The organism is Candidatus Planktophila lacus (genome assembly GCF_002288325.1).
GTDB lineage: Bacteria > Actinomycetota > Actinomycetes > Nanopelagicales > Nanopelagicaceae > Planktophila > Planktophila lacus.
On sequence record NZ_CP016780.1, the window covers coordinates 739,010 to 763,949 of the forward strand.

The following is a 24,940-nucleotide window of genomic DNA, read 5'->3' on the forward strand; positions in this document are numbered from 1 at the left end:
TTACTTGCGACCCTTGCGCTTTGGTTGATTGCGAGGTCCGCGACCAACACTTGGGCGTATCGCTGCTCTCTCACTATTTGCACTCACTGATGCTGAGACTGGCTCTGCTCCCCCGCGCGAGGCAACTCGCTTTGCAAGTGCTTGCATCGCTGGTTCCTTCTCGCGAAGTGATGCCAGGAATGGTGGAGCGATAAAGATTGAAGAGTAAGTACCAACTGCAAGCCCGATAAACAAAGCAAGGGATAGATCCTTGAGAGTTCCGGCGCCAAGTAAGCCAGCACCTACAAAGAGGATCGCACCAACTGGAAGAAGTGCAATCAAAGAAGTGTTAGCAGAACGCACGATTGTCTGATTAACTGCCAAGTTTGCCGCTTGTGAATATGTAACTTTGCCCACTGCAGCAACAGATTTGGTGTTCTCGCGAACCTTATCGAATACAACAACGGTGTCATACAGCGAATAACCAAGGATCGTTAAGAATCCGATCACAGTTGCGGGGGTAACATCGAACCCGACGAGTGCATAGATTCCAACTGTAATAAAGACGTCATGCACAACGGCCACGATCGCAGAAACTGCCATCTTGGGTTCAAAGATCATCGTCAAGAAGATCATAATTACGATTAAGAATGCGATAAGTCCGTAGAGCGCCTTCTTAGTAATTTCCTTACCCCATGAAGGTCCGATCAACTGAGTGTCGATTGATTCAAGCGGTACGTTAAAGGCGATAGTCAAAGCTTTTTCAACTGCCGCTGACTGTGCCGCAGAAAGCGCACCAGTCTGAACCTTTACTTTGTCATCACCGATCTTCTGAACAATGATTTCTCCAGGAATATCAACATCTGCAACAGCAGCGCGCGCTTGTTCAACTGTCGTGCCCGCCTTATTTACTGTGTAAGAAGAACCACCCTTAAATTCGATTCCAAGGTGAAGACCTTGAATCAAGAGGGCACCTATTGATAGCAAGATGAAAATTGCTGAGATTGAGTACCAACGACGGCGATTACCAACGATGTTAAATGAAGTTTCGCCAGAGTAAAGACGACCGCCAAGACCTGAGAGTTTTACCATGGCTTATGCCTCCAATGTTGAAACAGACTGGGTAGAAACAGTTTTGGTTGAATCAGTTGTGATCGATGCAGTTCTATAATTCTTCATACCGATGCTCTTAGGCGATAGCCCCGAAAGCGGATGACCGGAAGAGAAGAATTTAACTCCGGCCAAGATGCTCACCATTGGCTTGGTGAAGAAGAAGACGATAATTAAATCGACAAGTGTTGTGAGACCTAGAGTGAAAGCAAAGCCACGTACGCCACCAACTGCGAAGAAGTAGAGCAAAGCAGCAGCAATCAGAGAAACAGCATCTGCAACCAAAATCGTGTGACGCGCCTTAGCCCAACCACTTTCAACCGCCGAGCGGATTGAACGGCCTTCACGCGCTTCATCGCGGATGCGTTCGAAGAAGACGATAAATGAGTCTGCGGTAACACCGATCGCCACAATGGCACCAGCGATACCTGCCAAGGTGAGAGTAAATCCAATCGTTTCACCGAGTACTAGGAAGAGCAGGTAAACAATTGCAGCTGCTAGCGCAAGTGAACCAACTACTACGAGACCGAGTCCGCGATAGTAAAGAAGTGAATAGATAAGAACTAAACCAAGTCCCAACGCGCCAGCCAAAAGGCCAGCGCTTAACTGGTCAGCGCCCAGGGTTGGTGATACTTGCTGCACCTCACCGCGGTCGAATGCCAACGGCAAAGCTCCGTATTTAAGAACATTTGCAAGATCTTGCGCTTCAACTTGTGAGAAAGACCCAGTGATCTGAGCATTTCCTGATGGAATCGCTTCATTAATTCTTGGTGCAGAAACAACTAAACCATCGAGAACAATCGCAACTTGATTGAGCGGTGATTGCAGCGAAGTTACGCGGTTAGTTAGTGCGCCAAATGCCTTTGTGCCATCGCCATTGAAGGTTAGAGAAACAAACCAAGCAAGGCCTTGTGATGGGTCATATCCAGCCTCGGCGGAAGAGACTTGAGTTCCGAGAACTTCAGCTGGAGCGAGAATGTACTTTGCACCGCCATCGCGAGAACAAGAAACAATTGTGTCGGCCGGACTATCAGCGCCAGTACCTTCACGACTAGCAGGATCGGTGCAATCAAGTGCGGCGTACTTCGCATTGAGATCAGCGTTAACGCCGGCTGCAGGTGTTGCAGCAGTTGAAGTGTCAGCAGGATTTGATATGCCAGAACCTTCTGCTAGTACCTGACGAAAACGAAGCTCTGCAGTTTGGCCAACAAGATCCACAACGCGACGTCCGCTATCTCCTGGAACAGAGATAACGATCTGTCGATTGGTTCCGCTTCCTTGAGCAGTTACTTCACTTTCTGCTACACCAATTGAGTCAACGCGCTGGCGAATAATTGAGACTGCTTGATCTATCGCCTCAGAAGTTACCTTGTTGGAGTCATTTGACGCTCGGGGTTGCAGCGTCACGCTGGTTCCGCCTCGAAGATCGAGACCTAGCTTGACCGAAGAAACACCTTGGATAAAGGTGGTTGCAAGTAGACCGAAGATAATGAGCGCCAGAATCAAAAGGGCGCGGCCAGAGCGGGCAGGGCTCTTCACAGTTTTATTTGGTGTGGACATAAGAGCAGAGTCTATGCGTTGGGCGCGGGCGTGTCGAAAAGGGTTGCGATCCCAGCAGGAGGGGTTCGCCCTAAATGGCGCCACCCGAGTTCGGTGGCGATACGACCCCGCGGAGTGCGGGCCATAAAACCATTTCTTACCAAGAATGGCTCAGCCACGGCTTCGACCGTTTCCGTCTCTTCACCCACTGCAATCGCCAGCGTTGAAAGACCAACCGGTCCCCCATTAAATCGCTCGATAAGTGCGGTCAGCACTGAACGATCTAGTCGATCCAAACCTTTCTCATCTACTTCATACATTTCAAGCGCGGCCATCGCATCTGAGTGAGTGAGGGCATTTGCAGCTTTAGCGCTGGCTCCACCACTTGTGCGAACTTGGGCATAGTCGCGGACGCGACGCAATAAACGATTGGCGATACGTGGTGTGCCGCGAGACCTGCCAGCAACTTCAAGTACCGCCTCTTCTTCAATTGTCAGTTGCAGTAAAGCAGCGCTGCGACGAATTACTTCAGCGAGTTCAGTGGACTCATAGAAATCAAGATGTGCAGTAAAGCCGAAGCGATCCCTTAGCGGACTAGGAAGTAATCCTGCGCGTGTAGTTGCCCCAACTAATGTAAAGCGCGGCAGTTGTAATGGAATCGCAGTTGCTCCCGGTCCTTTACCTACGACAACATCAACGCGGAAATCCTCCATTGCAAGGTAGAGAAGTTCTTCAGCAGGTCTTGGCAAACGGTGAATCTCATCCAAGAAGAGAATCTCTCCTTCAACTAGTGAAGATAAAATCGCCGCTAAATCTCCAGCGTGAGTGATCGCAGGACCGCTAGTTATACGAATCGGTGTTTGCATTTCGCTAGCTAAAATCAAAGCAAGAGTTGTCTTTCCGAGTCCGGGTGGACCGCTAAGCAGGATGTGATCGGCGGCCGAGCCGCGTGAACGTGCTGCTGATAACAAGACATCAATCTGATCTCGAACGCGATGCTGCCCAATGAAATCATCGAGAGTCTTTGGACGTAGCGCGTGTTCGGCAGCTGAGTCATCCTGACTAAATTCTGGCGCTACTAAACGATCATCGCTCATATCGTTAGCCACTTTAACGTCCACCCTGCGAAAGTGCGCGCTTTAAGAGATCGGAGAGTTCAAGAGTTTGCGCATCGACGCCATCTTCAGAAAGCCGCGCTACTACTTGTGAAATTGCCGCATCTGAATCTTTAGCGCTAAATCCGAGCGAGACAAGTGCGCTAGTTAATTGTTCACGCCAAACTGGTTGATGGCGATCACTCTTCGAGGAGGTTCCAAAATCAGTTAACTTGCCCTTTAACTCAAGGATTAAACGCTGTGCACCCTTGCGGCCAATTCCAGGAACCTTTTCAATAGCAGAGATATCTTCTTGGGCTACAGCAACGGCTAACTGCGATGGTGATAGCGCCGAAACAATGGAGAGCGCAACCTTTGGACCAATTCCACTAACTGTCTGAACTAATTCGAAAAGCGCGCGATCTCCGTCCTCAAGAAATCCATAAAGCGTTAGCGCATCTTCGCGGACAACCAACGTTGTAAACAGCTGCGCTTGCACGCCAATATTAAGTTGGGCAGAAGTCTTTTGAGTAACCGCAAGGGATAAGCCGACTCCACCGACTTCAACTATTACCTTATCTAGCGAAATAGAGCGGACAACGCCGTTAACAAGTGAAATCATTTGCGCACCAACTTGGCTAGCCGTGATTTTTCAGCAGCAAGTGCGGCTTCAATTTTGCTGTTTCCACCACCGCGCCAAATATGGCAGATCGCAAGTGCCAAGGCATCGGTGCTATCAACTGGTTTAGGAATCTCGGTCAAGGAAAGCAACCTTTTAACCATCTCGGCGACTTGTACCTTATTAGCTCGACCTGAACCAGTTACGGCAGCCTTGACTTCACTCGGTGTGTGCATGACAACTGGAATACCTGCTCTTGCAGCTACTAGTAGTGCAATACCCGCAGCTTGTCCGGTGCCCATCACGGTACGAACATTGTGCTGCGAAAAAACTCTTTCAACTGCGATCCGATCTGGTTGATATTTGCTTACCCAATTAGTGATCTCTTCTTCGAGCTGCAAGAGACGCTGTTCTAGCGGGTTATCGCTGGGAGTCTTGATCACTCCCACGCTAATCAACTTAAGTTGTGATCCGGGTAGGCCTTCAATAACGCCTATGCCGCAGCGCGTAAGGCCCGGGTCGATACCCAAAACTCTCAGCGTTGCTTGGCTCATAACTTCAAAGCCTATGTCCGAGTCCGCAAAGAGCTAGGAAAGGCTCGCCATAACCTCGTCGGAGACATCGAAGTTGCTGTAAACATTCTGCACATCATCCAACTCTTCAATGGCATCAATTAGTTCGAAGACCTTGGTGGCGCCTTCTGCATCCAAGGGAATGGACATCGATGGCAAGAATGATGAATCGGCGGATTCGTAATCAAGGCCTGAGTTCTGCAACGCTGTGCGAACTGCAACCAGATCGCTAGCCTCACAGACAACCTCAAAAGATTCACCTAAATCGTTTACTTCTTCGGCTCCGGCTTCAAGCACAGATTCGAGAATTTTCTCTTCTGTTACCGACTCCGCCTTAGCAATGATGATTACACCTTTGCGATTAAAGAGATAGGAAACTGATCCAGGATCTGCCATCGAACCACCGTTGCGAGTTACGGCTACGCGAACTTCTGAAGCTGCGCGATTTCGGTTATCTGATAAACATTCAATCATGATCGCAACGCCATTTGGTCCGTAACCTTCGTACATAATTGTCTGCCAGTCAGATCCGCCGGATTCGAGTCCAGCGCCACGCTTTACCGCTCTTTCGATGTTATCGGCGGGCATCGAGTTTTTCTTTGCCTTTGCGATCGCATCAAAGAGAGTTGGATTGCCATCAACATCTGGCCCACCATTACGTGATGCAACTTCAATAGCCTTAATGAGTTTTGCAAAGTTCTTTGCACGGCGGCTATCGATTACCGCTTTCTTATGCTTTGTCGTTGCCCATTTGGAATGGCCTGACATGGCGTGACCTCAAACTTTCACTCTCGTTGAGCGGTATCTAAACCGCGTAATTCACTTCGCTTACTTTATCGCGCCTGTACAGACTTGATCAAAGAAGTAGCGATGTACGCGTAAATCTCCAGTTAACTCGGGATGGAATGAGGTTGCCAAGAGCCTTCCTTGTCGAACAGCTACCGCGTGCGATCCCTTCGCAGTTTTCACTGTTGCTAGGACCTCAACCGTTGCGCCGACTTCTTCTACCCAAGGCGCACGAATGAAGACTGCGTGCAGATTGACGCCTTGAAAATCAAGATCGCTTTCAAAGGAATCAACTTGGCGACCAAAGGCATTTCTTCGCACGGTCATATCAATGCCACCGAAAGTTTCTTGCCCATCCGATCCATCGATAATTCGATCAGCTAAAAGAATCATTCCAGCGCATGATCCATAGACCGGCATACCTGATTTGATTCGATCTCTTATCGGTTGCATCAAGTTAAAGGTACTTGCAAGATGTGCAATCGTTGTTGATTCTCCCCCAGGAAGAATGAGCGCATCTACTTCAGCAAGCTCTTCTGGGCGACGGACCGTTAGCGCAGCATGGCCAGCGCTCTTTGCTGCAACTAGGTGCTCGCGAAAATCACCTTGAAGAGCAAGAACGCCAATCTTCATTTTCTAATTAACTACCAGCCGCGTTCAGCTAAGCGGTGTGGTGCAGGAAGATCAGCAACATTGATTCCAACCATCGCTTCACCAAGACCACGTGAGGCATCGGCAATTACTTTTGCATCCTCGAAGAATGTGGTTGCTTTAACGCAAGCAGCTGCGCGAGTTGCAGGATCGCCTGACTTGAAGATTCCTGAGCCAATGAATACGCCGTCAGCGCCCATCTGCATCATTAAAGCCGCATCGGCAGGAGTTGCGATACCACCAGCAGTAAATAGGACGACAGGAAGTTTTCCGGTCTCAGCTACTTCTTTAACAAGTGCGTAAGGAGCTTGTAACTCTTTTGCGGCAACATAGAGTTCATCTTCGCGCATGGAAGATAGGCGACGGATTTCTGCCCCGATCTTGCGCATATGCATCATGGCGTTGGAAACATCTCCAGTACCTGCCTCGCCCTTTGAGCGAATCATTGCGGCGCCTTCATTAATCCGACGGAGCGCTTCACCTAAGTTTGTTGCTCCGCACACGAAAGGAACTTTGAAATCCCACTTATCAATATGGTTTTCAAAATCTGCTGGAGTTAAAACTTCTGATTCGTCGATGTAATCAACGCCTAGAGATTCGAGAATGCGAGCTTCGACGAAGTGACCGATACGAGCCTTAGCCATTACAGGAATTGTTACCGCCGCTTTAATTTTTTCGATCATGTCTGGATCTGACATGCGAGCGACGCCGCCTTGGGCGCGAATATCAGCAGGTACGCGTTCGAGAGCCATAACGGCACATGCACCTGCATCTTGAGCGATCTTGGCCTGCTCAACGTTGACGACATCCATGATGACGCCGCCCTTAAGCATTTCTGCCATACCGCGCTTAACGCGAGCTGTTCCGACTGCCTCTGACATCGCTAACTCCCTAAGAAATATCTAATTAAATAGTTAAGGGCTTAATACTACTTTGCTGCAGCAGATGGCGCATCTGCGGGGATTTTCGATGGAATAGGCGTAAATACTGGTTCCTTATCGGTTAACGCGATCCAAATTTGCCCCGGTGCGAAGGGGATCGTTTCTCCAGAAGTGGTTTTCCAAGCAGTTCCTGATTCAGGCGTTGGACGATCCCATAGCGCGGAAATGTATTTACCGTCGCGAAGAATGTAGCCACTACCTGACCCGACCGTTGCGGTGAATGGAGTAACGCCTCCGAACTTATCTCCATATTCAGATGGAGTAATTGAAACGATCTGAATTACGAAGGTACTCGCAGCTAAATGAACGCCACTGGCTGAAATGTTTGGAACACCTTTGTGTGAGAGCAGCCAGCGCTTCTTCAAATTTGACCAGACCGCATCGTATGAATTTGCCGGCCAAGAAACTTTAGCTGAGGCGATTGCCGTTCCAGTATCGAAGGATTCTGCAAAATTCCATCCAACGTTCTTCGAAATTGCAACAGGAAGTTGCTGTTCCTTAACTTTTTGCATCAAAGTTTGCGCCTGCAGCATCATCGCCGTCGGTGCGCTACGAAGCGGATCATTTGTATAGATTTCGCGTGACTGGCGCTGTGCTCCTAAGTTCTCCAGGTTTGCTGCACCAATTACTGGTAATAATTTTTTCTGTGCGCCACTGTAAGCAAATGCCACACGACCAAACTGCTCAAGTATTTCTATATCCGAGATACGCGCACTTCTTACAGGTCCTATTACCGTCGGGATAGTTGAGGAGAAGACGGCAGCCAGTCTGGTGAGTCCACCTTCTACTTGCTCTATATAAACCACATCAGCATCTTCGAGCCCCGCTTGTGGATGCGCCGGCGGAGTGTCATCGATCTTTACCACCAGAATTGGTCCATCGCTTCCGATGCGACCACTCAATGAGTTAACCGGCTCAGGATCCTTGAAGACGTTTTCAATTTCACCTAATTTCGAGAACTGATCAGGCGAGAAAAAGCCCAAGCCAACAACAAAGATGGATGTAACTCCAATTGTCGAGATAGCAAACTTTTTAAAGAACATCGGCTTCGAACTCGTAGGTCACGGGAAGTGGTGCCCGTCCAGCTAAACGAAAAATCCTGAAGACAGGCTTACGTCGCACCATTTGCGTGCGATTGACAGCATCAACATGTAGAGCGATTGCGACACGAATCTTGTCGGTTAACTCACTTAACTCTCTTAACAAATCCTTTTCTATTGAGCCACTTACCAAATGCCCATCATGCAACAAAAGACCCAGCGCACCAGATAGTCCGCTTTCAGCCTGCGAACGTGCGCGCATTTGCGCATCTCGCGCTTGGTGCGCAGCAGCAGTTAAGAGAAGTGAAGAAGCAGGATCAGCGATCTCGCTCTTGGCAATTTCCAAAGCAACCGCAGCGCGACGTTGTAGAAGGCCATCAAGATTTGCCCAACTGGTTTCAACGCGATTATGAAGACGATCTAACCTCGTTGCCGAATACGAGAGATACCAAATCGCAAAGATTATGATGAAGGCAATAAGAAAATACTTTTCCATTTAACTTCCTTCTCTTCCTAGGAAGCGATTCCAGGCACGATTTTCTGAAGAAAGAGTTACCCCAGAACTTCCCACAAGAGCCATTTCGTAGATCGAATAAATATCTTCTGCGACGACATCCCAATCAAAGCGTTGTGCATATTCTTTACCTCGCTTGGCAAGTGCTCTGCGTTTGTCGCCATCGCGCAGCAGATCTATTGCAACGCGCGCCAGATCCTGGGGATCTTCTGACTTAAAGAGCGCACCATATTCTCCATGGCCAAGAAGTGAATCAAAAGCTGGGATATCGCTGGCAAGTACCGCCGCTCCCCCAGCTAACGCCTCAGCCAGAATTATTCCGAAGGATTCTCCTCCAGTATTTGGCGCTACATAAATAGCAACAGATGATAGAAAATCCGCTTTCTCTTTCTCAGAGATTCTGCCAAGGAATTCGAAGCGGCTTCGTAATTGAGGATCGATGCTTTCTATTACCTCTTTACTCTCTCCAGGCCCTGCTACTAATACTCTTACATCAGGCGCAAAACGCGCGATTATTGGCAGCGCTTCAAGTAGTACAGGCAAACCTTTGCGCGGCTCTTCATAGCGGCCAATAAATCCAATTGTGTTACCGCTCCATTTCTCAACCACTTCGCCGTCGCGATATCGATCAGCATAAATACCGTTTGGAATCACAACCGCGTCAGTTTCTAGGTGCTCTGTCAGAGTGGAACGAGCGGCTTCACTTACTGCGATTCGCGCCGTTAACTTTTCAATAACCGGCTCAAGGATTGGTCCGATTGCAAAGATCGCCTTCTGACGTTTTGCGGCGGCATGAAATGTTCCCACCATCGGGCCTTCTGCAGCCCAACAGGCCAATAATGAAATCGATGGAATCGCTGGCTCGTGCAGATGTAAGAGATCAAACTTGCCATTGGTTATCCATTGGCGCACTCTGGCAAATGCGATTGGTCCAAAGAGCAGGCGCGCCACGGCTCCGTTATATGGAATGGCTATAGGTTTTCCCGCACTTGTTACATATTCAGGAGCCTTCTCTTCATCAACAACTGGTGCTAAAACGGATACGTAATGGCCTTTTGCAATCAGATACTCGGCAAGATCGCGAACATGGCTCTGTACGCCACCCGGTGTATCCCAACCGTATGGACAAACTAATCCGATCCGTAATTTTTTCTGGTTCATGCGCTTCGCTCCTGGAAATCTCCATCAATCCAGATTCGCTGCAACATATGCCAATCTTGTGGTGATGATGCGATTCCTCTTGCAAAGAGGTCAGCGCAACGCTGAACTACTTGAGAAACTCTTTCTTCTTCACTTCCCGTTGTTGGGATTTCAACTGAAGTGAAAACGATGTGAATTCCAGTAGGTGTGTAAGAAACATATGCGGTTATTAGTGGGATGCCAGTCCTGATTGCAAGTAGTGCTGGGCCGGCGGGCATGCGTGCAGGATGTCCAAAGAATGAAACATCTACGCCGCTCTTAGAAAGATCGCGATCGGCAACAAGGGCGATCAACCGACCTTCACGCGCCCTTTGCAGAAGGGTGACGATTGATCTTGAATCAAGTGAAAGAACTTCCATCCCGATATTCTGGCGATACTCCAAGAATTTATTGAAGAGCGCTTCCGGCTTTAAACGTTCTGCAACAGTAACAAGTGGGAATCCCATTCCGCAGAAGTAAGAGCCTGCATGATCCCAGTTTCCTGCGTGAGGAAGGGAAACAACTACACCAGTTCCGTTCGTCATCGGCGTGGTTAGTAAATCTTCACCGTCAACAGTGACTGTTGCAGCAATTCGCTCACGTGACCAATCTGGCGATCTAAATGTGTCACACCAATAACGCATGTAAGAACTCATGGCGCTGCGCATCAGCTCGTCCATCTCAGATGAAGAGTAAGTGGGGCAAACTCGTGACAGGTTAGAGCGCAGTCTTTTCACGCTTGTTCCATTTCGCAAAAGTGCGTACTGACCGATTTTTTCAAAAGTTTTATATGCGAATTTTTCTGGTAAGGCACGGACGATGCGCCAACCAGCGAAGTACCCACCTGCCACTGCGAAATCAAAATTCATTGCGTTACAGCGCTGCCTTCACAATCAAAATTCGTTGGATAACGGTAACCACGGCGAGAACTAGAAGAAGCCAGATGCCGATCGCTAGCGCGAATGGAACTCCAAGTCCTTCCAGTCCAATTGCTGTGAGGGAAATTATCAAACGCTCGGTTCGTTCTGCGATTCCGCCAGAACAAGAGATTTGCATGCTCTCGGCCTTGGCTCTGATGTATGGAACTAGTGAGCCAAAAACTAGCGCACCAATCACAACAGAAGTTAATGAGTCATCGGCATCCACTAAGTAAAGAGTTAAACCAACCAAGATAGCCGAATCTGTAAGTCGATCGATTGTTGAATCTAAAAATCCACCCCATGCGCTGGCGCCTTTATGGGAGATTCGCGCCATTGCACCATCAAAAAGATCGCTCAGTGCAAAGAAAGAGATAACAAGCGTTCCGATAAAGAAGTCGCCCTTGGGATAGAAATAGAGCGCGGAGGTAACCAGGCCAATTGCCCCAATGAAGGTCACTGCATTTGGAGTTAAACCAATGGCAAGGGCACCGCGAGCAATCGGATTGATAGCGCGGGTGACTGCGGGTTTTATAGAGGCGCTTAACATCAGGTCCATCGTAGGCTCACCCACGGATTTTCACCTATTCTGACGCCTGTGAGTTCAATTAGAGATAGCGCTAATCCGCGTATCCATATATATGGCCACGTCTCCTCTCAACCAAAAGCGCTAGCCGAACTCTTCGGTGCGGTTCATTCCAATGAACCAATAGCCGAGAGCGAACTAGCAATCTTTGCAATTAATCCCGCTGCCGGAATTGATCAAGAAACGATTGATCTTTGGACCACTCTCTCTGACTTCCAGTTACCACGTTTAGTTGTTGTAAATGAATTAGAGGGAAGCGATTCAGATTTCGACGATGCGGTATTACTTGCTAATCGAGTCTTCGATCCTCTAGTAACCCCGTACTTAGTTCTCCATGACGATGCAGGAAATCCATCTGCACTGATTGATCTTGAGACGCTCGAAATAATTGATTATTCGCAAAGCCCCATTTCACGTAGAGATAGCGATGCGGAACATAAAGAGCTAGTTGCAGATTTCAGAAGTGAATATTTAGAAGCGGTAGAAGATGCGGGAGAAAGCGCGTTTGAGGCAGGTTTACTCTTTCCAGCAATTCCAGTTGTGATCAGCAAAGGAATCGGTCTGGATATTGTGAACGCTTTTATAGCAAGAGCGGTAAGAAGTTAACTACCAAGCTTGTGCGAGTTCGTCGCGGGTTTGAGATAGAAGAACTGGCAGCACCTTGGTCTGTCCGATGATCGGCATGAAGTTAACATCGCCAGACCAGCGCGGAACAATATGTTGGTGGATATGTTCTGCAACTCCGGCACCTGATATCGCGCCTTGATTCATACCAAGATTAAACCCGGCTGGCGCCGAAACCTTACGTAGAGTTTTCATCCCATGCGCACTTAGCTCGAATATTTCGTTACGTTCGTCCTGATTGAGCTCGGTTAAATCGGCGACATGGCGATATGCGCAGATTAGTAAGTGACCAGCGTTATACGGGTAGAGATTCATAACAACGTAAGCGTTTGTTCCGCGAGCAACAACTAGGCCTTCTTCATCGCTCATCTTCGGAATTTCGCAGAAGGGGCAAGTAACTTCATTTCCAGCAAGCGGGCGGTTCTCGCCCTTTAAATACTCCATACGATGCGGCGCCCAAAGTCGTTCCCAACGATCGGGCATTCCTGCCCCGCCTGGAATTACTTGGTCGCCTTCGCGCATTACTTAAACCTGTTTACGTTCTGCAATAGCGGTGCGAATTTCGGCAATGGCATCTGCAACAGCGATTGAGTTCTTCTGTTCACCGTTGCGATAGCGAATCGAAACTTTGCCGGCTTGTTGATCTTCTTCGCCTGCGATCAACATATAAGGAACTTTCTGCATCTGCGCATTGCGAATCTTCTTCTGCATCCGGTCATCGGAGGCATCTAAATCGATTCGGATACCCGCTGCTTTAAACTCTTTCACAACCGAAGCAAGGTAATCCGCAAAAGCTTCAGCAACTGGGATGGCGGTTACTTGAACTGGCGCCAACCATGGCGGGAATGCTCCTGAGTAGTGCTCAGTAAGCACACCAAAGAAACGTTCGATAGAACCAAATAGTGCGCGGTGAATCATCACTGGTCGTTGACGGGTTCCGTCAGTTGCGGAGTATTCGAGTTCAAAGCGCTGTGGCAACTGAAAATCAACTTGGATCGTCGACATCTGCCAAGTACGTCCAATTGCATCTTTTGCTTGAACTGAAATCTTTGGCCCATAAAACGCTGCGCCACCTTCGTCGAGAACGAGTTCTAGATTTTGGGCTACCGCCGCTTTACGTAACGCTTCGGTTGCTTCGGCCCAGTCGCTATCTTCTCCCACCGATTTTTCAGGGTTACGAGTAGAGAGTTCGAGATAGAAATCTTCTAAGCCGTAATCACGTAACAAATTAAGTACAAAGGTTAAGAGCGAATCTAGCTCTCCCACCATCTGTTCTTTTGTGCAGTAAATGTGGGCATCATCTTGAGTAAAGCCGCGGGCACGAGTGAGTCCGTGGATTACACCTGATTTCTCGTAGCGATAGACAGTTCCGAACTCAAAGAGACGAAGCGGGAGCTCGCGATAGGAACGTCCGCGTGATGCAAAAATCAAATTGTGGAAAGGGCAGTTCATCGGCTTCATGTAGTACTGCTGTCCAGCACGCTTGATAGTTCCGTCAGCGTGTAGCTCTTCATCCATCACCATCGGTGGATACATACCTTCTGAGTACCACTGTAAGTGGCCAGACTTTTCAAAGAGCGCAGACTTGGTTAGATGTGGTGAGTAAACGAATTCGTAACCTTCATCTTCATGGCGCTTGCGTGAATAATCTTCCATAGCGCGACGGACAATGCCGCCTTTGGGATGAAAGACGGCAAGACCTGATCCAATTTCCTCCGGAAACGAGAATAGATCGAGTTCAGTACCAAGGCGGCGATGATCGCGCTTTTCCGCCTCTGCCAAAAGTTCTAAGTAAGCAGCTAACTCTTCTGGCGATGGCCAAGCAGTTCCGTAGATTCGTTGCAGCATTGGATTCTTCTCAGAACCGCGCCAATATGCGGCAGCGCTACGCATCAATTTAAATGCTGGAATATGTTTCGTTGAAGGTAGATGCGGACCACGACAAAGATCAGACCAAACGGGTTGTCCATCGCGACCTAAATTGTCATAGATGGTGAGCTCTGCTCCCCCAACCTCAACGCTGGCTTCTTCTCCTGCTCCAGATTTAATTCCAATTAACTCGCATTTATATGGCTCGTTCGCCAACTCTTTAAGAGCATCTGCTTCGTTTGTAACGCGGCGGCGAAAACGTTGGCCTTCTTTTACGATCTTGCGCATCGCGCTTTCAATCTTCTCTAAATCTTCTGGATTAAACGGACGCTCTGGGTCGAAGTCGTAATAAAAACCATCTGTGATCGGTGGACCGATTCCGAGGCGAGTCTGCGAAAAGACTTGCTGAACCGCTTGCGCCATTACGTGAGCAGTTGAGTGGCGCAGAACCAATAAACCTTCTGGAGAGGAAATTGAAACTCCCTCGACAACATCACCGTCTTTGAGATCAGTCCATAGATCTTTGAGTTCGCCATTTATCTTGCAGACGACGATCTCTTTGCTTTCGGCGAAGAGATGGGTTGGGCGTTGGTCATCTGCAACGCTTACGGCGCGACCATCTACGGTGATCGAGAGCTGGGACATGTTCCTAGCCTACCGAATGAGAATGCGTCTGGGCGCGAATTTCCTCTAGGAATGATCGACATTGCCCATCAACGACGAGATCACGATTATCGATTGATGTAACGGCTAGACCAATCTTTAGACTTGAAATAACAATTGCAGAATCCACGCGTTCTATGTCGCGACGCGTCAAAGATTGGACAGTAACACCACATCTTTCGATGGTTATGGCGCGTTGCACTCCAGGTAAAACGCCTGCACTTAGCGGGGTCGTAACCCACTGCCCATCAATTAGGAAGAGAAAATTGGAGACCGCACCTTCGGTTATCTCACCCGATTCATTGACGCAGATGATCTCGTCAAAGCCGTCTCGCTGCGCTAAATGCAGCAAACCGGTTCGGTGGCTATATGGAAAGGTTTTAAATGCGATTGGGTCAACCAATCTGCTTTCATCTATGACCTTCAATTTTGCAGGTAGTAGAATTTCTTCATAACTTTGATGTACAGCGACAAACCAATCTTTTGAGAACAGTAATCTCAACCGGCCGAGCTGGTGAGGTTCTACAGTAAGCAGCGCTGCGATTGCATCTCTGATCTGATCCTCGCCAGGTAACTTAATTTCGAAATTTCTGGCAGCGGTTGCTGCTCGGCGCATATGGCGCGCTAATTCGAAAACTTCACCATTTTCAGTTCTGATGGTTTCGAAAACACCGTTCCCGACAGGCCAACCATCGGAGTCAAGATCGATTACTTGAGAATCACAGATTTGATCGTTAAGCCAGATCTTCATTTGATAGATCCTCCTGCAATCGAAATCAGATGTTGCGCCTTTAACTCAGTCTCTTCCCATTCCAAAATCGGATCGCTTCCGTAGGTAATTCCAGCGCCGGTTCCAAATTTAAGTAACCCATCGTTTTCTTGCCAGAAGATGCGAATAGCAACTGACAGCTCAGCGCGATCGCCTTCTACCCAACCCAGAACACCACAGTAAGGACCACGTTTAATCTCTTCATTTTCTGCAATTACAGATAGCGCCGAACTCTTTGGCGCTCCACTTATGGAACCGGCGGGAAGTAACGCCTCAAAAATTGCCGACCAAGAGATATCTTTCCGAAGTTCACCAACGACGTCGGAGACCAAGTGGCGAAGACCAGGATGTTCTTCGCTACGAAGAAGCTGTGAGACATCCACTGAACCAGGCTCACAGATACGCCCGAAATCATTGCGCATCAAATCAACGATCATCACGTTTTCGGATTGATCCTTATTGCCAAATCCTTGTTTGCCCAAAGTTTGAGTGCCTTTTATTGGTGAAGTCTTCACCGAAGAACCATTACGTGACAGAAAGAGTTCGGGTGATGCCGATGCAATTTTAAACTGCGGAATAGAGAGATATGCGGCATGTGGTGCGGGGTTCTCGCTTAGTAATTTGCCAAAGAGCGAAGCGAGTTCTTCTCGATCTGATGCAACCTGCAACTGTCGACAAGCGTTGACTTGATACACCCAACCATCGGATATCGAGCTTCTAATATTTTCTACATACTTGCCGTACTGGACTTTGCTAAGAGATGAGATCCAATCGCCTTCCAAGGGCTTCCAATGCGAACCGCTAAATGGGAAATCTGCTTCAAAGTTAGATCTAAACCTTGCAAGAGTAACTTCCCCTTCAAAAGAGATCGCCACCGCCCAAAAGTTTCCATCATCGAGTCGCGAAAGATCGTTCGTTACTTCTACAAGAGATCTGGCATACCTTCGACCCATCCAGAATGAGTCATCGCGCAGATCCATAGCCCTAACGCTACGGTGAAAGCGCTCACTTTGGCGGATAGCCCCTTGCTGCGCTAGATTTGCCCCCGCACGAAATGCGGACGTAGCGCAGCTGGTAGCGCGGAACCTTGCCAAGGTTCAGGTCGCGGGTTCGAACCCCGTCGTCCGCTCGGATTATCCGCCGCTTTGGAATTAATTTTTCAGGTGGCGGTTTTTCTATAGTAGTAAGTTCCAAGAAATAAAGAATGGTCGGATGGCCGAGAGGCGAGGCAAGGGACTGCAAATCCCTCTACACGGGTTCAAATCCCGTTCCGACCTCCAATAAGACAAAGTTCTACTGGAGAAGAAGATGAGCGAAGATCAATCACAACGTCCGTGGGGACGTTATGAAATCTTGGCTGAAAGCGCCGCTCATAAAGTAAAAACCATCTGGGTAAATCCAGGTAAACGTCTTTCATATCAACGCCATGAAAAGCGCGCAGAGCATTGGTTCATCGTTCAAGGTCAAGCGAAGATAACTCTCAATGGAGATATCTTCGAAATGTCCACCGGTGATTCACTAGATATTGAAATCGGTGATCTTCACAGAATTGAAAATATTGGATCAGACGATGTCATCTTTATCGAAGTACAGACAGGTACTTACTTTGGCGAGGATGACATTGAGCGTATCGAAGACGATTTCGGCCGCTAAATAGCCTCGGCTATACTTTCCAGCACAACTTAATAGATACCGAAATTTTAGACCCGGACGATTGGCTCAGCGGTAGAGCACCACATTGACATTGTGGGGGTCACTGGTTCGATCCCAGTATCGTCCACGCAAAGCAGTGAAGTTGTGTATTTGATTGAAGGAGTGGCTTAAATGGAGAAGGAGCCTCGTACGGGATTTATGGGTGAATGGGATCGCCTATCTTCGAATATGAAGATCGTCGCGGTAATTCTTCTAATCATCCCTATCTTTTTATACCCACCATCGGTATTTCTCTACATGGGCTATGCCGTGTATCTGAATGTGCGGGATAAGCGAAAGAAGTAAGAGTGGCTCCAAAAGACCCATCGCGAGAAGCGCATTTTCCATCGATCGAGAAGAAGTATGGCGAACCGATGAGGTACTGGTTTGCGGTTATGAAGAAGTTAGACGGTAAAAAATACCCAGAGCAGATAGCGCACCTGCGCGAGAACTATGGTTTCTCTCAAGTACATGCAAATGCACTCGTAATGTTCTCAAGAGGATCCGTATCATCTAGAAGGCACGAAACACCTGCTGATTATTTCAAAACTATCAAGCCTGATCAGGCTAAGACGATGAAGAAGATATTTAAGGCTATTCAAAGCAAGTTTCCCCAGCTAGAACTGGTGATGGCCTGGAACCAACCGATGCTTAAGAATGGTGATGAGTATATTTTCGGCGCATCTGCTGCAACCAACCACATCAATATCGCGCCTTGGAACCAAGAAGTTCTTAAGGAGTTCACGCCGTACTTCGCTGAGTATCGAATCACTAAGAAAACCATCGCGCTACCTAACGATTGGCCTGTAGACGAGAAAGTTCTGCAGAAGATGATCAAGGCGAGCATTAAGAAATAACTTCTATTTATGCCACTTCGCGTGAGAGGATCTGCGCATGACTAGAGCCAAACTTGAATCCTTTGCGAAAGAAAAACTCACCTTCGGAGCCTCTCCCCTGCAACGCCTTGATCGGTTAACCGAACACCTCGGCGGCAAAGTAGAAATCTGGGCAAAGCGCGAAGATGTGAATTCAGGTCTGGCTTATGGCGGAAATAAGACGCGCAAGCTCGAGTACTTGGCGGCCGAAGCACTGGCAACAGGTTGCGACACTCTCGTTTCAATAGGTGGAATTCAGTCCAACCACACTCGCCAAGTAGCCGCGGTTGCCGCTCACCTGGGATTGAAATGTGTTCTAGTTCAAGAGCATTGGGTTGATTGGGAAGAAGTTAACTACGAGAAGACTGGCAATATTTTATTGAGCCGCATTATGGGCGCAGAAGTTCGTTTAGATCCAGCAGGCTTCGATATCGGCTTCAGAAAATCTTGGGAAGAAGCGATCGCAGATGTAATTGCGCGAGGCGGAAAGCCCTACGCAATTCCAGCCGGCGCTTCTGATCACCCGCTTGGCGGACATGGTTTTGCAGGTTGGGCTTTTGAAGTTGAAGATCAAGAAAAAGACCTCGGATTCAAATTCGACAATGTAATTGTTTGCTCAGTTACCGGATCAACTCAAGGCGGAATGATCGCTGGTTTTGCTCACTCTAATCGCGCCGAAAGCGTTATTGGTATTGATGCATCAGCAACAGTTGAGAAAACTTGGGATCAGATCAAACGTATTGCATCTCGCACAGCAGCGGCGATTGATTTAGGGCGCGAACTAAAGGACTCAGAGATCGTTCTACTAGATCGTTGGCATGATGGAATCTATGGAGTTGCTGGCCCACGCACAATCGAAGCGATTCGTTTAGCCGGAAGCCTGGAAGGCATGATTACCGATCCGGTCTATGAAGGTAAATCGATGGCGGCGATGATTGATTTGGTCCGCGAAGGTTTCTTCAAGGAAGGTTCACGAGTTCTCTATGCGCACCTAGGTGGGCAGCCAGCGATTAATGGATATACCGGAGCCTTTTAAATTATTTAGTAAATGTAGGCTTCAAGATTCCGAGATCGAGAACTCTTTCAATTAACGCCATTGCTTGCACAAGTAGATCTTCTTGATTGGCTCTGGCAACAACGCCAACTGCCACCGGCAGCCCGTCAACTAAGCCCATGGGAAGTGCTCCGATTGGAGTGCCTGCAATCGCTGGCGCCATTGAGATCCACGATGCAGAACCGTAATCATCTCCCCCACCTAGATTGCTCTTCCATGCAGGTGCATAAGTTTGGCCGATCAAAATATCGAACTTTTCAAATGCTGGCGTTAAAACTTTATTAACCGCCCAATCCAAATTTTCGCTTCGCAACTTCTGGTAATCGCTATTTCGGCCACCTAGTTTCAGTGCCATGTCAAAGTATTCCTGACCGAAGTGCTGCAGCTCGGCACCCTTATTTGCGAGATTGAAATCAACAACATCTTGCAAAGTCTTTACGCGCGCGTCCTGACGCGTTGCTAGATATCTCGCTAAATCTTCATTTAGTTCGTGCATCAAAACCTTGAACTCTGACTCGCCCTCTTGATCACTTGGGGGTGGTAGTGAGATTTCGACAATCTTTACTTGTTTGCTTAGTTTGCTCACGAGTTCTTGGAAGAGTTGATTGGTGCCAGGGTTCTCCGTTACCCATTCTTTAACAACTCCGATACGAATCTCAGAACTACCGCTGGCTGCCGATTGATATCCGGCTTTGCCCGTTAGAACTTCTAACAAGAGCGCCGCCTGTGCGACGCTCTGCGCCATTGGCCCTGGTGTGTCTTGGCTGGCGCTAATCGGAATCATTGCATCGCGTGGAATTGAACCAACGGTTGGCTTAATGCCGACGCAACCATTTAAGGATGCCGGACAAACAATTGAGCCATCGGTTTCGCTACCAACAGCCATCGAAACAATTCCGGCACCTACTGCAGCGCCCGAACCAGAAGATGAACCGCCTGCACTGTGCGCGTGTTTCCAAGGATTTGCGGTTAGTCCACCAACTGCAGACCAACCACTCGTTGATTTTCCAGAACGAATATTTGCCCACTCAGAAAGATTTGTTGAACCGATAATGGTTGCACCAGCAGCACGCAAACGCTTGGCAATCGTTGAATCACGAACTACCGGAGTATCTGCAAGAGCCAGCGAACCTGCAGTTGCAGGTAGCCCTAACGCCTCAATATTGTCCTTAATCAGAATAGGCACACCAGCCAAAGGGCCGTCAATTTCATTAAAAGTTAGATCCTCGTTGACCGCCAAGACGGAGTTGAGTTGATAACCAGAAGCGTCAATCTCAGCAATTTTGCTTAAAGATCTCTCGTAACTATCTTTACTCGCCATCTAATATCAATTCGCGGCGTGAGTTTCGATGAAAATTCTGGAGTTTTCGTAGATGATCTCGGCATCGTAATCAATGGTCGCAACGTGATAACTATTGGTTAGCTCAATCCTCTGCTTAATTTTGGAACCTACACCCTTCATGATTATTTCGGTATTTGAAACTGGCAAGGTGTGATCGTCAACGCTATGGAATAGCTGCATTGGCGCGGTGACCTTCGGCAATAGCGGTCTTGTCACCCGAAGCATCTTCAATAACTCATAAACGCCAACAGTCGGGTTGGCGTCGTAGCCCCACTCGGTTACGCCAGGGCGCTTAATATCATCACCAACCGATTTAAGTAATTTCTTCACTCTGGAAACTGCAAATGCCATCTCAGGGCTAACAAATCGAAGATGGGACATTGGATTAACCAAAACAATTCCGCTGAGCTTTTGAGAATGTCGGGAAGCAACATTTAAGGTAACTGCCCCGCCCATTGATAGCCCACAAATAAAAATCTTGGAGCAGGTTTTCTGCAATTCCGATAATTCAGCTTCTACTTTGGCTGGCCACTGTTCCCACTTAACTGCATTCAAATCTTCTGGTTTGGTTCCGTGGCCTGGCAATAGCGGAACTCTGACGGTAAAACCTTTCTGATTTAAATACTCTGCCCAAGGTCGCATTGATGAAGGCGATCCAGTAAATCCGTGCACCAGAAGAACGCCAATATCTTTATTCTTTCCGTTGCCAACTGCCGACCAATCGTTAAGCAAACCGGCGGGCGCTCCAATAACTGCCATTTCTAAAGCGTAGCGAGAACTCACTGTCAGGGCTATGGATTAGCCTTACATTCATGTCGGCACATGCACTCTCTCTTGCAGAAACCACATTTGTAGTTCTCGACCTCGAAACCTCAGGTGCGGCCCCGTCTACCGGCGCTGCTATTACCGAGATCGGCGCACTAAAAGTTCGAGGCGGCGAGATCATTGGTGAGTTCCAAAGCTTTGTTAATCCGGGCCACTCGCTTCCCGATTTCATCACGGCGCTTACTGGCATAACCGATTCAATGCTCTTTGATGCCCCAACAATTTCCGAGATTCTTCCTACTTTCTTTGAGTTTCTCGGCTCTCATCACGAAACGGTTCTTGTCGCCCATAATGCTCCATTCGATATTGGCTTTCTAAAAGCGGCAGCGATTGAAACGGAAAGTGCGTGGCCTGAATTTATTGTTGTAGATACGGTGAGAATCGCCAGGTCTGCCTTAGGACGGGATGAGGTGCAAGATTGCAAATTATCAACCTTGGCCGAATTTTTCGGGGCATCGATCGAACCTAACCATCGCGCCTTAGATGATGCCCGGGCTACCGTTGATGTCATGCACGGAATCTTTGAACGCCTCGGAACCTTTGGAGTATCAACGCTCGGAGAGCTAACAACCTTCAAACGTAAACGTGAACGTAAAGCCCTAGATTAATTAGCGGCTAATTTATTGCTCAGCAGAACCCATTCGCCAAGCAAAGAATTTGCCTTTCCAGAGTCAACGCTCTCTGTCGCCTTCTTTAGTGACTTACTCAAACGTTCATGAATTGAGAGCTCGAACTCACCATCAAAAGCAGCGATCGCAGCGGCAGCGTTGAGTAATACTGCATCTCTAGGCGCTCCGCGTTCCCCAGCAAAGATCGCTTTGGTGATGCGAGCATTTTCTTGCGCATCTCCCCCAACTAGAGCCGAAATCGGCGCGTTAGCTAATGCAAAGTCCTTAGCGTCGATGCGATCACTGGAGATTTCGCCATTACCGATTGTTAGAACTGAAGTTGTCGTGGCCAAAGTGATTTCATCCAAACCATCATCTCCGCGGAATACGAAACCTTCTACGCCACGTTCAGCAAGCACTTGGGCCATCACTAAATGCATTCGATCATTGGCAACGCCTATTGCTGCGGCTTTTGGCTTGGCTGGGTTGGCAAGAGGGCCAAGGATGTTAAAGACCGTTGCAGTTGCTAACTCTTTACGAGCTGGCGCTGCAAAGCGCATCGCTGGATGAAAAATTGGTGCAAAGCAGAAACCGATTCCGAGCTCGGCAACTGTTTGAGCAACTTTTGCGCCATCCAGATTGATTGCAACACCGAGGGCCTCTAAAAGATCTCCAGCACCGGATTTCGAAGACGCGGCACGATTGCCATGCTTCACAACACGCGATCCTGCCGCTGCAGCAATGATCGCTGCGGTAGTTGAAATATTGATCGTGTGGGCACCGTCGCCACCAGTGCCGACAGTATCTACTGCGCGTTCGTTTATGGTTATTGGTGCGCAAAATTGATACATCTGAGCAACAAGCGCTCCGACTTCTTCGGGAGTCTCGCCTTTGTTTTTTAGCGCAATTAAGAAACTTTTTAAAACTTCTTTATCAGCACGATCTTCCAATACTTCACGCATGACCGCTTGCGCCTCTAGAGGTAGGAGATCGAGACCGTTTTCTAATTTGGCGATAACGCCGGCCCAATCAAGTGAGCTCATTTAAAAATCGCTTTCGTTAATTAGTTAAGCGGTGGCAACTGCGCTAGTGCGCATCAAGTTTGCAACGGTATTTGCCAAGGTAAATGGGTCGATAGGATGGATAACGCTAGCTTCGGCGCGCGACCATGCAGCAAGCCAGGCATCTTCTCGTCTGCCAGTGATCAAAAGAACTGGCGGACAGTTAAAAACCTCATCCTTTAATTGGCGGGCAATTCCCATACCGCCCTCAGGTACCGCCTCCCCATCTAAAATAAATAGATCAGCACGGAGATTTCCGGAAACGCTCTTGCGATCAATGTATGAGCGAAGCGCCGGCCCAGTAGCGAATTCCTCAATCTGATGCTCTGGTAGATCGGCGGCAACTTTCTTTCCCAAAGCGGCAACAATCGACTGGCGCACCGCCGAATCATCGGAATAGATAACGATGATCGGCTTGCTTGGAGAATTCATGGGGTAAGTCTAATCAAAGCGGCGAGAATTCCCAGCCAGTTTTAGGGTGGAAATGCGTGACCCGTTTCACCAAAAAGTGGGCCATTTTAAGTGTCAGAACCAAGCCTAGAACTAGGTAGGTGAGCCTACTTTCAGGGATACTTGCCCCATGACCAGCACATCAACTGCGACCCATCACAACATCAATCGCCCCAATATGGTGGCGGTCGGAACGATCGTATGGCTCTCAAGTGAGTTGATGTTTTTTGCCGCGCTCTTTGCAATGTATTTCACTACGCGCGCAGTCCAAGGCCCAGAGATCTGGCTTGAATCAACGGAAGTTTTGAATATTCCTTTTGCTGCATTTAACACAACAGTTTTGGTTCTCTCATCTGTAACCTGCCAATTCGGAGTATTTGCCGCTGAACGATTCCAAGCAAAGCGCACAGGCTCACTTCTAAATGTTAAATCTTGGGGCATGCGCGAATGGTTCTCTCTAACCTTCCTCATGGGCGCATTCTTTATCGCGGGCCAAGTTTATGAATATGCCAGCCTTACTCACGAAGGTTTAGCGCTTTCAACTAACGCCTACACATCTGTCTTTTACCTAGCAACCGGCTTCCACGGATTACACGTGACCGGCGGGTTGATTGCATTTCTGATTGTCATGGTCCGCGTCGCAAAGGCGCGACGTTTCACTCACAACCAAGCTACAACGGCGATCGTTGCCTCTTACTACTGGCACTTCGTTGATGTTGTTTGGATTGCACTCTTCGCAGCGATTTATTTAATTAAGTAATTTCACTATCGGAAGAAATGGAAAATAACTTGAAGCGTCTCTCACGTTTTCGCAGGCACCGCGCAGTAGCCCCGCTTCTCTTGGTGCTTGCACTCCTTTCGATAGGAACCACTTTCTCTGTAGCCGGGGCTTCTACGAGTACTCCGATCACTGCCGCTGAAAGAAGCGCTTTGATTGAAGAAGGTAAGGAGATATTCCTTAAAGGCTGCTCTTCATGCCACGGCTTAAATGCTGAAGGTGCAACTATCGCGCCTTCACTAATCGGCGTAGGTGCCGCTTCAGTTGATTTCCAAGTTGCTACAGGACGTATGCCTATGGCTGATATGAGCCAGCAAGCGATGCGTAAGGCACCTGTCTACAACGAACGCGAAGTTGAAGCGCTGGCTGCCTATGTTGCATCTCTTGCTCCAGGACCTGAAATTCCTGGTGAGGAACACTTGAATTACGAACGCGATGGATCTCTTGCAGAAGGTGGAGAGTTATTCCGCACAAACTGCGCGATGTGCCACAACTTCGCCGGACAAGGTGGAGCGTTAACTCGTGGAAAGTACGCGCCAACAGTTATGGGAGTTACTTCACGCCATATCTATGAAGCGATGATTACTGGTCCTCAATCAATGCCGGTCTTCTCTGATAAAACAATTACCCCTGAAGAAAAACTCTCAATCATTAAGTGGATTAAAGCCGTTGAAGTTGAACCACAGTTGGGTGGCGCATCACTTGGACGCGTTGGTCCAGTAACTGAAGGTTTATTAGTTTGGACTCTTGGACTCGGACTGCTAATTGGTGTTGCAGTCTGGCTAGCGATGAAGGCGAGATAG

At 48.3% G+C, this 24,940-nt stretch carries 29 protein-coding genes and 3 tRNA genes; 11 read left to right on the forward strand and 21 right to left on the reverse strand.

Annotated elements, in window-relative coordinates; all coding sequences use genetic code 11:
* Genes secF through pgsA form a run of 13 tightly spaced genes read right to left on the reverse strand, consistent with a single transcriptional unit; the run spans position 1 to position 11,491 of the window.
* A complete protein-coding gene (secF, locus tag A1sIIB106_RS03685) occupies positions 1 to 1,071 on the reverse strand; it encodes a protein translocase subunit SecF (RefSeq protein WP_095677389.1) in 1,071 nt (356 codons plus the stop codon).
* A 3-nt stretch (positions 1,072 to 1,074) separates the two neighbouring features.
* Positions 1,075 to 2,649, reverse strand: a complete 1,575-nt coding sequence (secD, locus tag A1sIIB106_RS03690) for a protein translocase subunit SecD (protein WP_095677390.1) — start codon at positions 2,647 to 2,649, stop codon at positions 1,075 to 1,077.
* A gap of 11 nt (positions 2,650 to 2,660) precedes the next feature.
* Positions 2,661 to 3,725, reverse strand: a complete 1,065-nt coding sequence (ruvB, locus tag A1sIIB106_RS03695) for a Holliday junction branch migration DNA helicase RuvB (RefSeq protein ID WP_095677861.1) — start codon at positions 3,723 to 3,725, stop codon at positions 2,661 to 2,663.
* A 13-nt stretch (positions 3,726 to 3,738) separates the two neighbouring features.
* On the reverse strand, positions 3,739 to 4,344 hold the full coding sequence (gene ruvA, locus A1sIIB106_RS03700) for a Holliday junction branch migration protein RuvA (protein ID WP_095677391.1): 606 nt from the start codon (positions 4,342 to 4,344) through the stop codon (positions 3,739 to 3,741).
* Positions 4,341 to 4,895, reverse strand: a complete 555-nt coding sequence (gene ruvC / locus A1sIIB106_RS03705) for a crossover junction endodeoxyribonuclease RuvC (RefSeq protein WP_223299463.1) — start codon at positions 4,893 to 4,895, stop codon at positions 4,341 to 4,343. Before ruvC ends, ruvA begins: the two co-directional genes overlap by 4 nt.
* Positions 4,896 to 4,928: 33 nt before the next feature.
* Positions 4,929 to 5,681: a YebC/PmpR family DNA-binding transcriptional regulator gene (locus A1sIIB106_RS03710; RefSeq protein WP_095671157.1), complete on the reverse strand. Its 753-nt coding sequence runs from the start codon at positions 5,679 to 5,681 to the stop codon at positions 4,929 to 4,931.
* Positions 5,682 to 5,741: 60 nt separating this feature from the next.
* Positions 5,742 to 6,332, reverse strand: a complete 591-nt coding sequence (pdxT, locus tag A1sIIB106_RS03715; RefSeq protein ID WP_095677392.1) for a pyridoxal 5'-phosphate synthase glutaminase subunit PdxT — start codon at positions 6,330 to 6,332, stop codon at positions 5,742 to 5,744.
* An 11-nt stretch (positions 6,333 to 6,343) separates the two neighbouring features.
* A complete protein-coding gene (pdxS, locus tag A1sIIB106_RS03720) occupies positions 6,344 to 7,231 on the reverse strand; it encodes a pyridoxal 5'-phosphate synthase lyase subunit PdxS (RefSeq protein ID WP_095677393.1) in 888 nt (295 codons plus the stop codon).
* A 47-nt stretch (positions 7,232 to 7,278) separates the two neighbouring features.
* The gene (locus A1sIIB106_RS03725) at positions 7,279 to 8,334 is read right to left on the reverse strand and encodes a DUF3048 domain-containing protein (RefSeq protein ID WP_095677394.1); all 1,056 of its coding nucleotides are present in this window, start codon (positions 8,332 to 8,334) and stop codon (positions 7,279 to 7,281) included.
* Complete coding sequence (locus A1sIIB106_RS03730) at positions 8,324 to 8,827, reverse strand: hypothetical protein (protein WP_095677395.1); 504 nt, start codon at positions 8,825 to 8,827, stop codon at positions 8,324 to 8,326. The genes A1sIIB106_RS03725 and A1sIIB106_RS03730 overlap by 11 nt, the downstream gene beginning before the upstream one ends.
* On the reverse strand, positions 8,828 to 10,006 hold the full coding sequence (locus A1sIIB106_RS03735; RefSeq protein ID WP_095677396.1) for a glycosyltransferase family 4 protein: 1,179 nt from the start codon (positions 10,004 to 10,006) through the stop codon (positions 8,828 to 8,830).
* Entirely contained in the window at positions 10,003 to 10,893 is an 891-nt protein-coding gene (locus A1sIIB106_RS03740) for a phosphatidylinositol mannoside acyltransferase (protein ID WP_095677397.1), read from the reverse strand. Before A1sIIB106_RS03740 ends, A1sIIB106_RS03735 begins: the two co-directional genes overlap by 4 nt.
* Positions 10,894 to 10,897: 4 nt before the next feature.
* Positions 10,898 to 11,491: a phosphatidylinositol phosphate synthase gene (pgsA, locus tag A1sIIB106_RS03745; RefSeq protein ID WP_095677863.1), complete on the reverse strand. Its 594-nt coding sequence runs from the start codon at positions 11,489 to 11,491 to the stop codon at positions 10,898 to 10,900.
* Positions 11,492 to 11,539: 48 nt separating this feature from the next.
* On the opposite strand from pgsA, the gene A1sIIB106_RS03750 reads away from it, so the two are divergent.
* Positions 11,540 to 12,133 (forward strand): hypothetical protein, encoded by a 594-nt coding sequence (locus tag A1sIIB106_RS03750; protein WP_095677398.1) that lies wholly within the window; start codon positions 11,540 to 11,542, stop codon positions 12,131 to 12,133.
* On the opposite strand, the gene A1sIIB106_RS03755 is transcribed toward A1sIIB106_RS03750, so the two are convergent.
* From A1sIIB106_RS03755 to A1sIIB106_RS03770, 4 genes are read right to left on the reverse strand one after another with little or no spacing between them, the layout of a single operon-like run.
* Entirely contained in the window at positions 12,134 to 12,673 is a 540-nt protein-coding gene (locus A1sIIB106_RS03755; protein WP_095677399.1) for an HIT family protein, read from the reverse strand.
* A gap of 3 nt (positions 12,674 to 12,676) precedes the next feature.
* A complete protein-coding gene (thrS, locus tag A1sIIB106_RS03760) occupies positions 12,677 to 14,665 on the reverse strand; it encodes a threonine--tRNA ligase (RefSeq protein ID WP_095677400.1) in 1,989 nt (662 codons plus the stop codon).
* A 4-nt stretch (positions 14,666 to 14,669) separates the two neighbouring features.
* Entirely contained in the window at positions 14,670 to 15,434 is a 765-nt protein-coding gene (locus A1sIIB106_RS03765; RefSeq protein ID WP_095677401.1) for an aminotransferase class IV, read from the reverse strand.
* Positions 15,431 to 16,432: a chorismate-binding protein gene (locus tag A1sIIB106_RS03770; RefSeq protein WP_223299464.1), complete on the reverse strand. Its 1,002-nt coding sequence runs from the start codon at positions 16,430 to 16,432 to the stop codon at positions 15,431 to 15,433. The genes A1sIIB106_RS03765 and A1sIIB106_RS03770 overlap by 4 nt, the downstream gene beginning before the upstream one ends.
* 76 nt (positions 16,433 to 16,508) lie before the next feature.
* Here A1sIIB106_RS03770 and A1sIIB106_RS03775 point away from each other — a divergent pair.
* From A1sIIB106_RS03775 to A1sIIB106_RS03800, 7 genes are all read left to right on the forward strand, one after another.
* Positions 16,509 to 16,581, forward strand: a tRNA-Gly gene (locus A1sIIB106_RS03775).
* Positions 16,582 to 16,658: 77 nt separating this feature from the next.
* Positions 16,659 to 16,732, forward strand: a tRNA-Cys gene (locus A1sIIB106_RS03780).
* 28 nt (positions 16,733 to 16,760) lie between these two features.
* Positions 16,761 to 17,105 (forward strand): phosphomannose isomerase type II C-terminal cupin domain, encoded by a 345-nt coding sequence (locus tag A1sIIB106_RS03785; protein ID WP_095677402.1) that lies wholly within the window; start codon positions 16,761 to 16,763, stop codon positions 17,103 to 17,105.
* A 55-nt stretch (positions 17,106 to 17,160) separates the two neighbouring features.
* A tRNA-Val gene (locus A1sIIB106_RS03790) sits at positions 17,161 to 17,232 on the forward strand.
* Positions 17,233 to 17,276: 44 nt separating this feature from the next.
* Entirely contained in the window at positions 17,277 to 17,450 is a 174-nt protein-coding gene (locus tag A1sIIB106_RS07150) for a hypothetical protein (RefSeq protein ID WP_190277162.1), read from the forward strand.
* A 2-nt stretch (positions 17,451 to 17,452) separates the two neighbouring features.
* Entirely contained in the window at positions 17,453 to 18,001 is a 549-nt protein-coding gene (locus A1sIIB106_RS03795) for a DUF4287 domain-containing protein (protein WP_223299465.1), read from the forward strand.
* 37 nt (positions 18,002 to 18,038) lie between these two features.
* Positions 18,039 to 19,055, forward strand: coding sequence for a 1-aminocyclopropane-1-carboxylate deaminase (locus A1sIIB106_RS03800; protein ID WP_095677403.1), 1,017 nt, complete (start codon positions 18,039 to 18,041; stop codon positions 19,053 to 19,055).
* 1 nt (position 19,056) lies between these two features.
* Here A1sIIB106_RS03800 and A1sIIB106_RS03805 read toward each other — a convergent pair whose 3' ends face one another.
* Positions 19,057 to 20,394: an amidase family protein gene (locus tag A1sIIB106_RS03805; RefSeq protein WP_095677404.1), complete on the reverse strand. Its 1,338-nt coding sequence runs from the start codon at positions 20,392 to 20,394 to the stop codon at positions 19,057 to 19,059.
* A gap of 6 nt (positions 20,395 to 20,400) precedes the next feature.
* Positions 20,401 to 21,174, reverse strand: coding sequence for an alpha/beta hydrolase (locus A1sIIB106_RS03810; protein ID WP_095677405.1), 774 nt, complete (start codon positions 21,172 to 21,174; stop codon positions 20,401 to 20,403).
* Between the two features lie 53 nt (positions 21,175 to 21,227).
* On the opposite strand from A1sIIB106_RS03810, the gene A1sIIB106_RS03815 reads away from it, so the two are divergent.
* Positions 21,228 to 21,848, forward strand: coding sequence for an exonuclease domain-containing protein (locus A1sIIB106_RS03815; protein WP_095677406.1), 621 nt, complete (start codon positions 21,228 to 21,230; stop codon positions 21,846 to 21,848).
* Here A1sIIB106_RS03815 and trpD read toward each other — a convergent pair.
* Positions 21,845 to 22,891 (reverse strand): anthranilate phosphoribosyltransferase, encoded by a 1,047-nt coding sequence (gene trpD / locus A1sIIB106_RS03820; RefSeq protein WP_095677407.1) that lies wholly within the window; start codon positions 22,889 to 22,891, stop codon positions 21,845 to 21,847. The two genes, A1sIIB106_RS03815 and trpD, sit on opposite strands and share 4 nt — an antisense overlap.
* Before the next feature lie 24 nt (positions 22,892 to 22,915).
* Positions 22,916 to 23,341, reverse strand: a complete 426-nt coding sequence (locus A1sIIB106_RS03825; RefSeq protein WP_095677408.1) for a response regulator transcription factor — start codon at positions 23,339 to 23,341, stop codon at positions 22,916 to 22,918.
* A gap of 148 nt (positions 23,342 to 23,489) precedes the next feature.
* Here A1sIIB106_RS03825 and ctaE point away from each other — a divergent pair, with 148 nt between their 5' ends.
* Both ctaE and qcrC read left to right on the forward strand, forming a co-directional pair.
* Complete coding sequence (gene ctaE / locus A1sIIB106_RS03830; protein ID WP_095677409.1) at positions 23,490 to 24,119, forward strand: aa3-type cytochrome oxidase subunit III; 630 nt, start codon at positions 23,490 to 23,492, stop codon at positions 24,117 to 24,119.
* A 29-nt stretch (positions 24,120 to 24,148) separates the two neighbouring features.
* On the forward strand, positions 24,149 to 24,940 hold the full coding sequence (gene qcrC, locus A1sIIB106_RS03835; protein WP_095677866.1) for a cytochrome bc1 complex diheme cytochrome c subunit: 792 nt from the start codon (positions 24,149 to 24,151) through the stop codon (positions 24,938 to 24,940).

Bases quoted from the DNA above. Each gene is read 5' to 3' on its own strand.
- A1sIIB106_RS03755 (WP_095677399.1), bottom strand. From the start codon at position 12,673: ATGCGCGAAGGCGACCAAGTAATTCCAGGCGGGGCAGGAATGCCCGAT.
- A1sIIB106_RS03770 (WP_223299464.1), bottom strand. From the start codon at position 16,432: ATGGATCTGCGCGATGACTCATTCTGGATGGGTCGAAGGTATGCCAGA.
- A1sIIB106_RS03765 (WP_095677401.1), bottom strand. From the start codon at position 15,434: ATGAAGATCTGGCTTAACGATCAAATCTGTGATTCTCAAGTAATCGAT.
- trpD (WP_095677407.1), bottom strand. From the start codon at position 22,891: ATGAGCTCACTTGATTGGGCCGGCGTTATCGCCAAATTAGAAAACGGT.
- ruvB (WP_095677861.1), bottom strand. From the start codon at position 3,725: ATGAGCGATGATCGTTTAGTAGCGCCAGAATTTAGTCAGGATGACTCA.
- A1sIIB106_RS03815 (WP_095677406.1), top strand. From the start codon at position 21,228: ATGTCGGCACATGCACTCTCTCTTGCAGAAACCACATTTGTAGTTCTC.
- pgsA (WP_095677863.1), bottom strand. From the start codon at position 11,491: ATGTTAAGCGCCTCTATAAAACCCGCAGTCACCCGCGCTATCAATCCG.
- A1sIIB106_RS07150 (WP_190277162.1), top strand. From the start codon at position 17,277: ATGGAGAAGGAGCCTCGTACGGGATTTATGGGTGAATGGGATCGCCTA.
- A1sIIB106_RS03825 (WP_095677408.1), bottom strand. From the start codon at position 23,341: ATGAATTCTCCAAGCAAGCCGATCATCGTTATCTATTCCGATGATTCG.
- A1sIIB106_RS03710 (WP_095671157.1), bottom strand. From the start codon at position 5,681: ATGTCAGGCCATTCCAAATGGGCAACGACAAAGCATAAGAAAGCGGTA.
- A1sIIB106_RS03805 (WP_095677404.1), bottom strand. From the start codon at position 20,394: ATGGCGAGTAAAGATAGTTACGAGAGATCTTTAAGCAAAATTGCTGAG.
- ctaE (WP_095677409.1), top strand. From the start codon at position 23,490: ATGACCAGCACATCAACTGCGACCCATCACAACATCAATCGCCCCAAT.
- A1sIIB106_RS03800 (WP_095677403.1), top strand. From the start codon at position 18,039: ATGACTAGAGCCAAACTTGAATCCTTTGCGAAAGAAAAACTCACCTTC.
- A1sIIB106_RS03785 (WP_095677402.1), top strand. From the start codon at position 16,761: ATGAGCGAAGATCAATCACAACGTCCGTGGGGACGTTATGAAATCTTG.
- A1sIIB106_RS03740 (WP_095677397.1), bottom strand. From the start codon at position 10,893: ATGAATTTTGATTTCGCAGTGGCAGGTGGGTACTTCGCTGGTTGGCGC.
- secF (WP_095677389.1), bottom strand. From the start codon at position 1,071: ATGGTAAAACTCTCAGGTCTTGGCGGTCGTCTTTACTCTGGCGAAACT.
- pdxT (WP_095677392.1), bottom strand. From the start codon at position 6,332: ATGAAGATTGGCGTTCTTGCTCTTCAAGGTGATTTTCGCGAGCACCTA.
- secD (WP_095677390.1), bottom strand. From the start codon at position 2,649: ATGTCCACACCAAATAAAACTGTGAAGAGCCCTGCCCGCTCTGGCCGC.
- ruvC (WP_223299463.1), bottom strand. From the start codon at position 4,895: ATGAGCCAAGCAACGCTGAGAGTTTTGGGTATCGACCCGGGCCTTACG.
- thrS (WP_095677400.1), bottom strand. From the start codon at position 14,665: ATGTCCCAGCTCTCGATCACCGTAGATGGTCGCGCCGTAAGCGTTGCA.
- ruvA (WP_095677391.1), bottom strand. From the start codon at position 4,344: ATGATTTCACTTGTTAACGGCGTTGTCCGCTCTATTTCGCTAGATAAG.
- pdxS (WP_095677393.1), bottom strand. From the start codon at position 7,231: ATGTCAGAGGCAGTCGGAACAGCTCGCGTTAAGCGCGGTATGGCAGAA.
- A1sIIB106_RS03735 (WP_095677396.1), bottom strand. From the start codon at position 10,006: ATGAACCAGAAAAAATTACGGATCGGATTAGTTTGTCCATACGGTTGG.
- A1sIIB106_RS03810 (WP_095677405.1), bottom strand. From the start codon at position 21,174: ATGGCAGTTATTGGAGCGCCCGCCGGTTTGCTTAACGATTGGTCGGCA.
- A1sIIB106_RS03730 (WP_095677395.1), bottom strand. From the start codon at position 8,827: ATGGAAAAGTATTTTCTTATTGCCTTCATCATAATCTTTGCGATTTGG.
- A1sIIB106_RS03725 (WP_095677394.1), bottom strand. From the start codon at position 8,334: ATGTTCTTTAAAAAGTTTGCTATCTCGACAATTGGAGTTACATCCATC.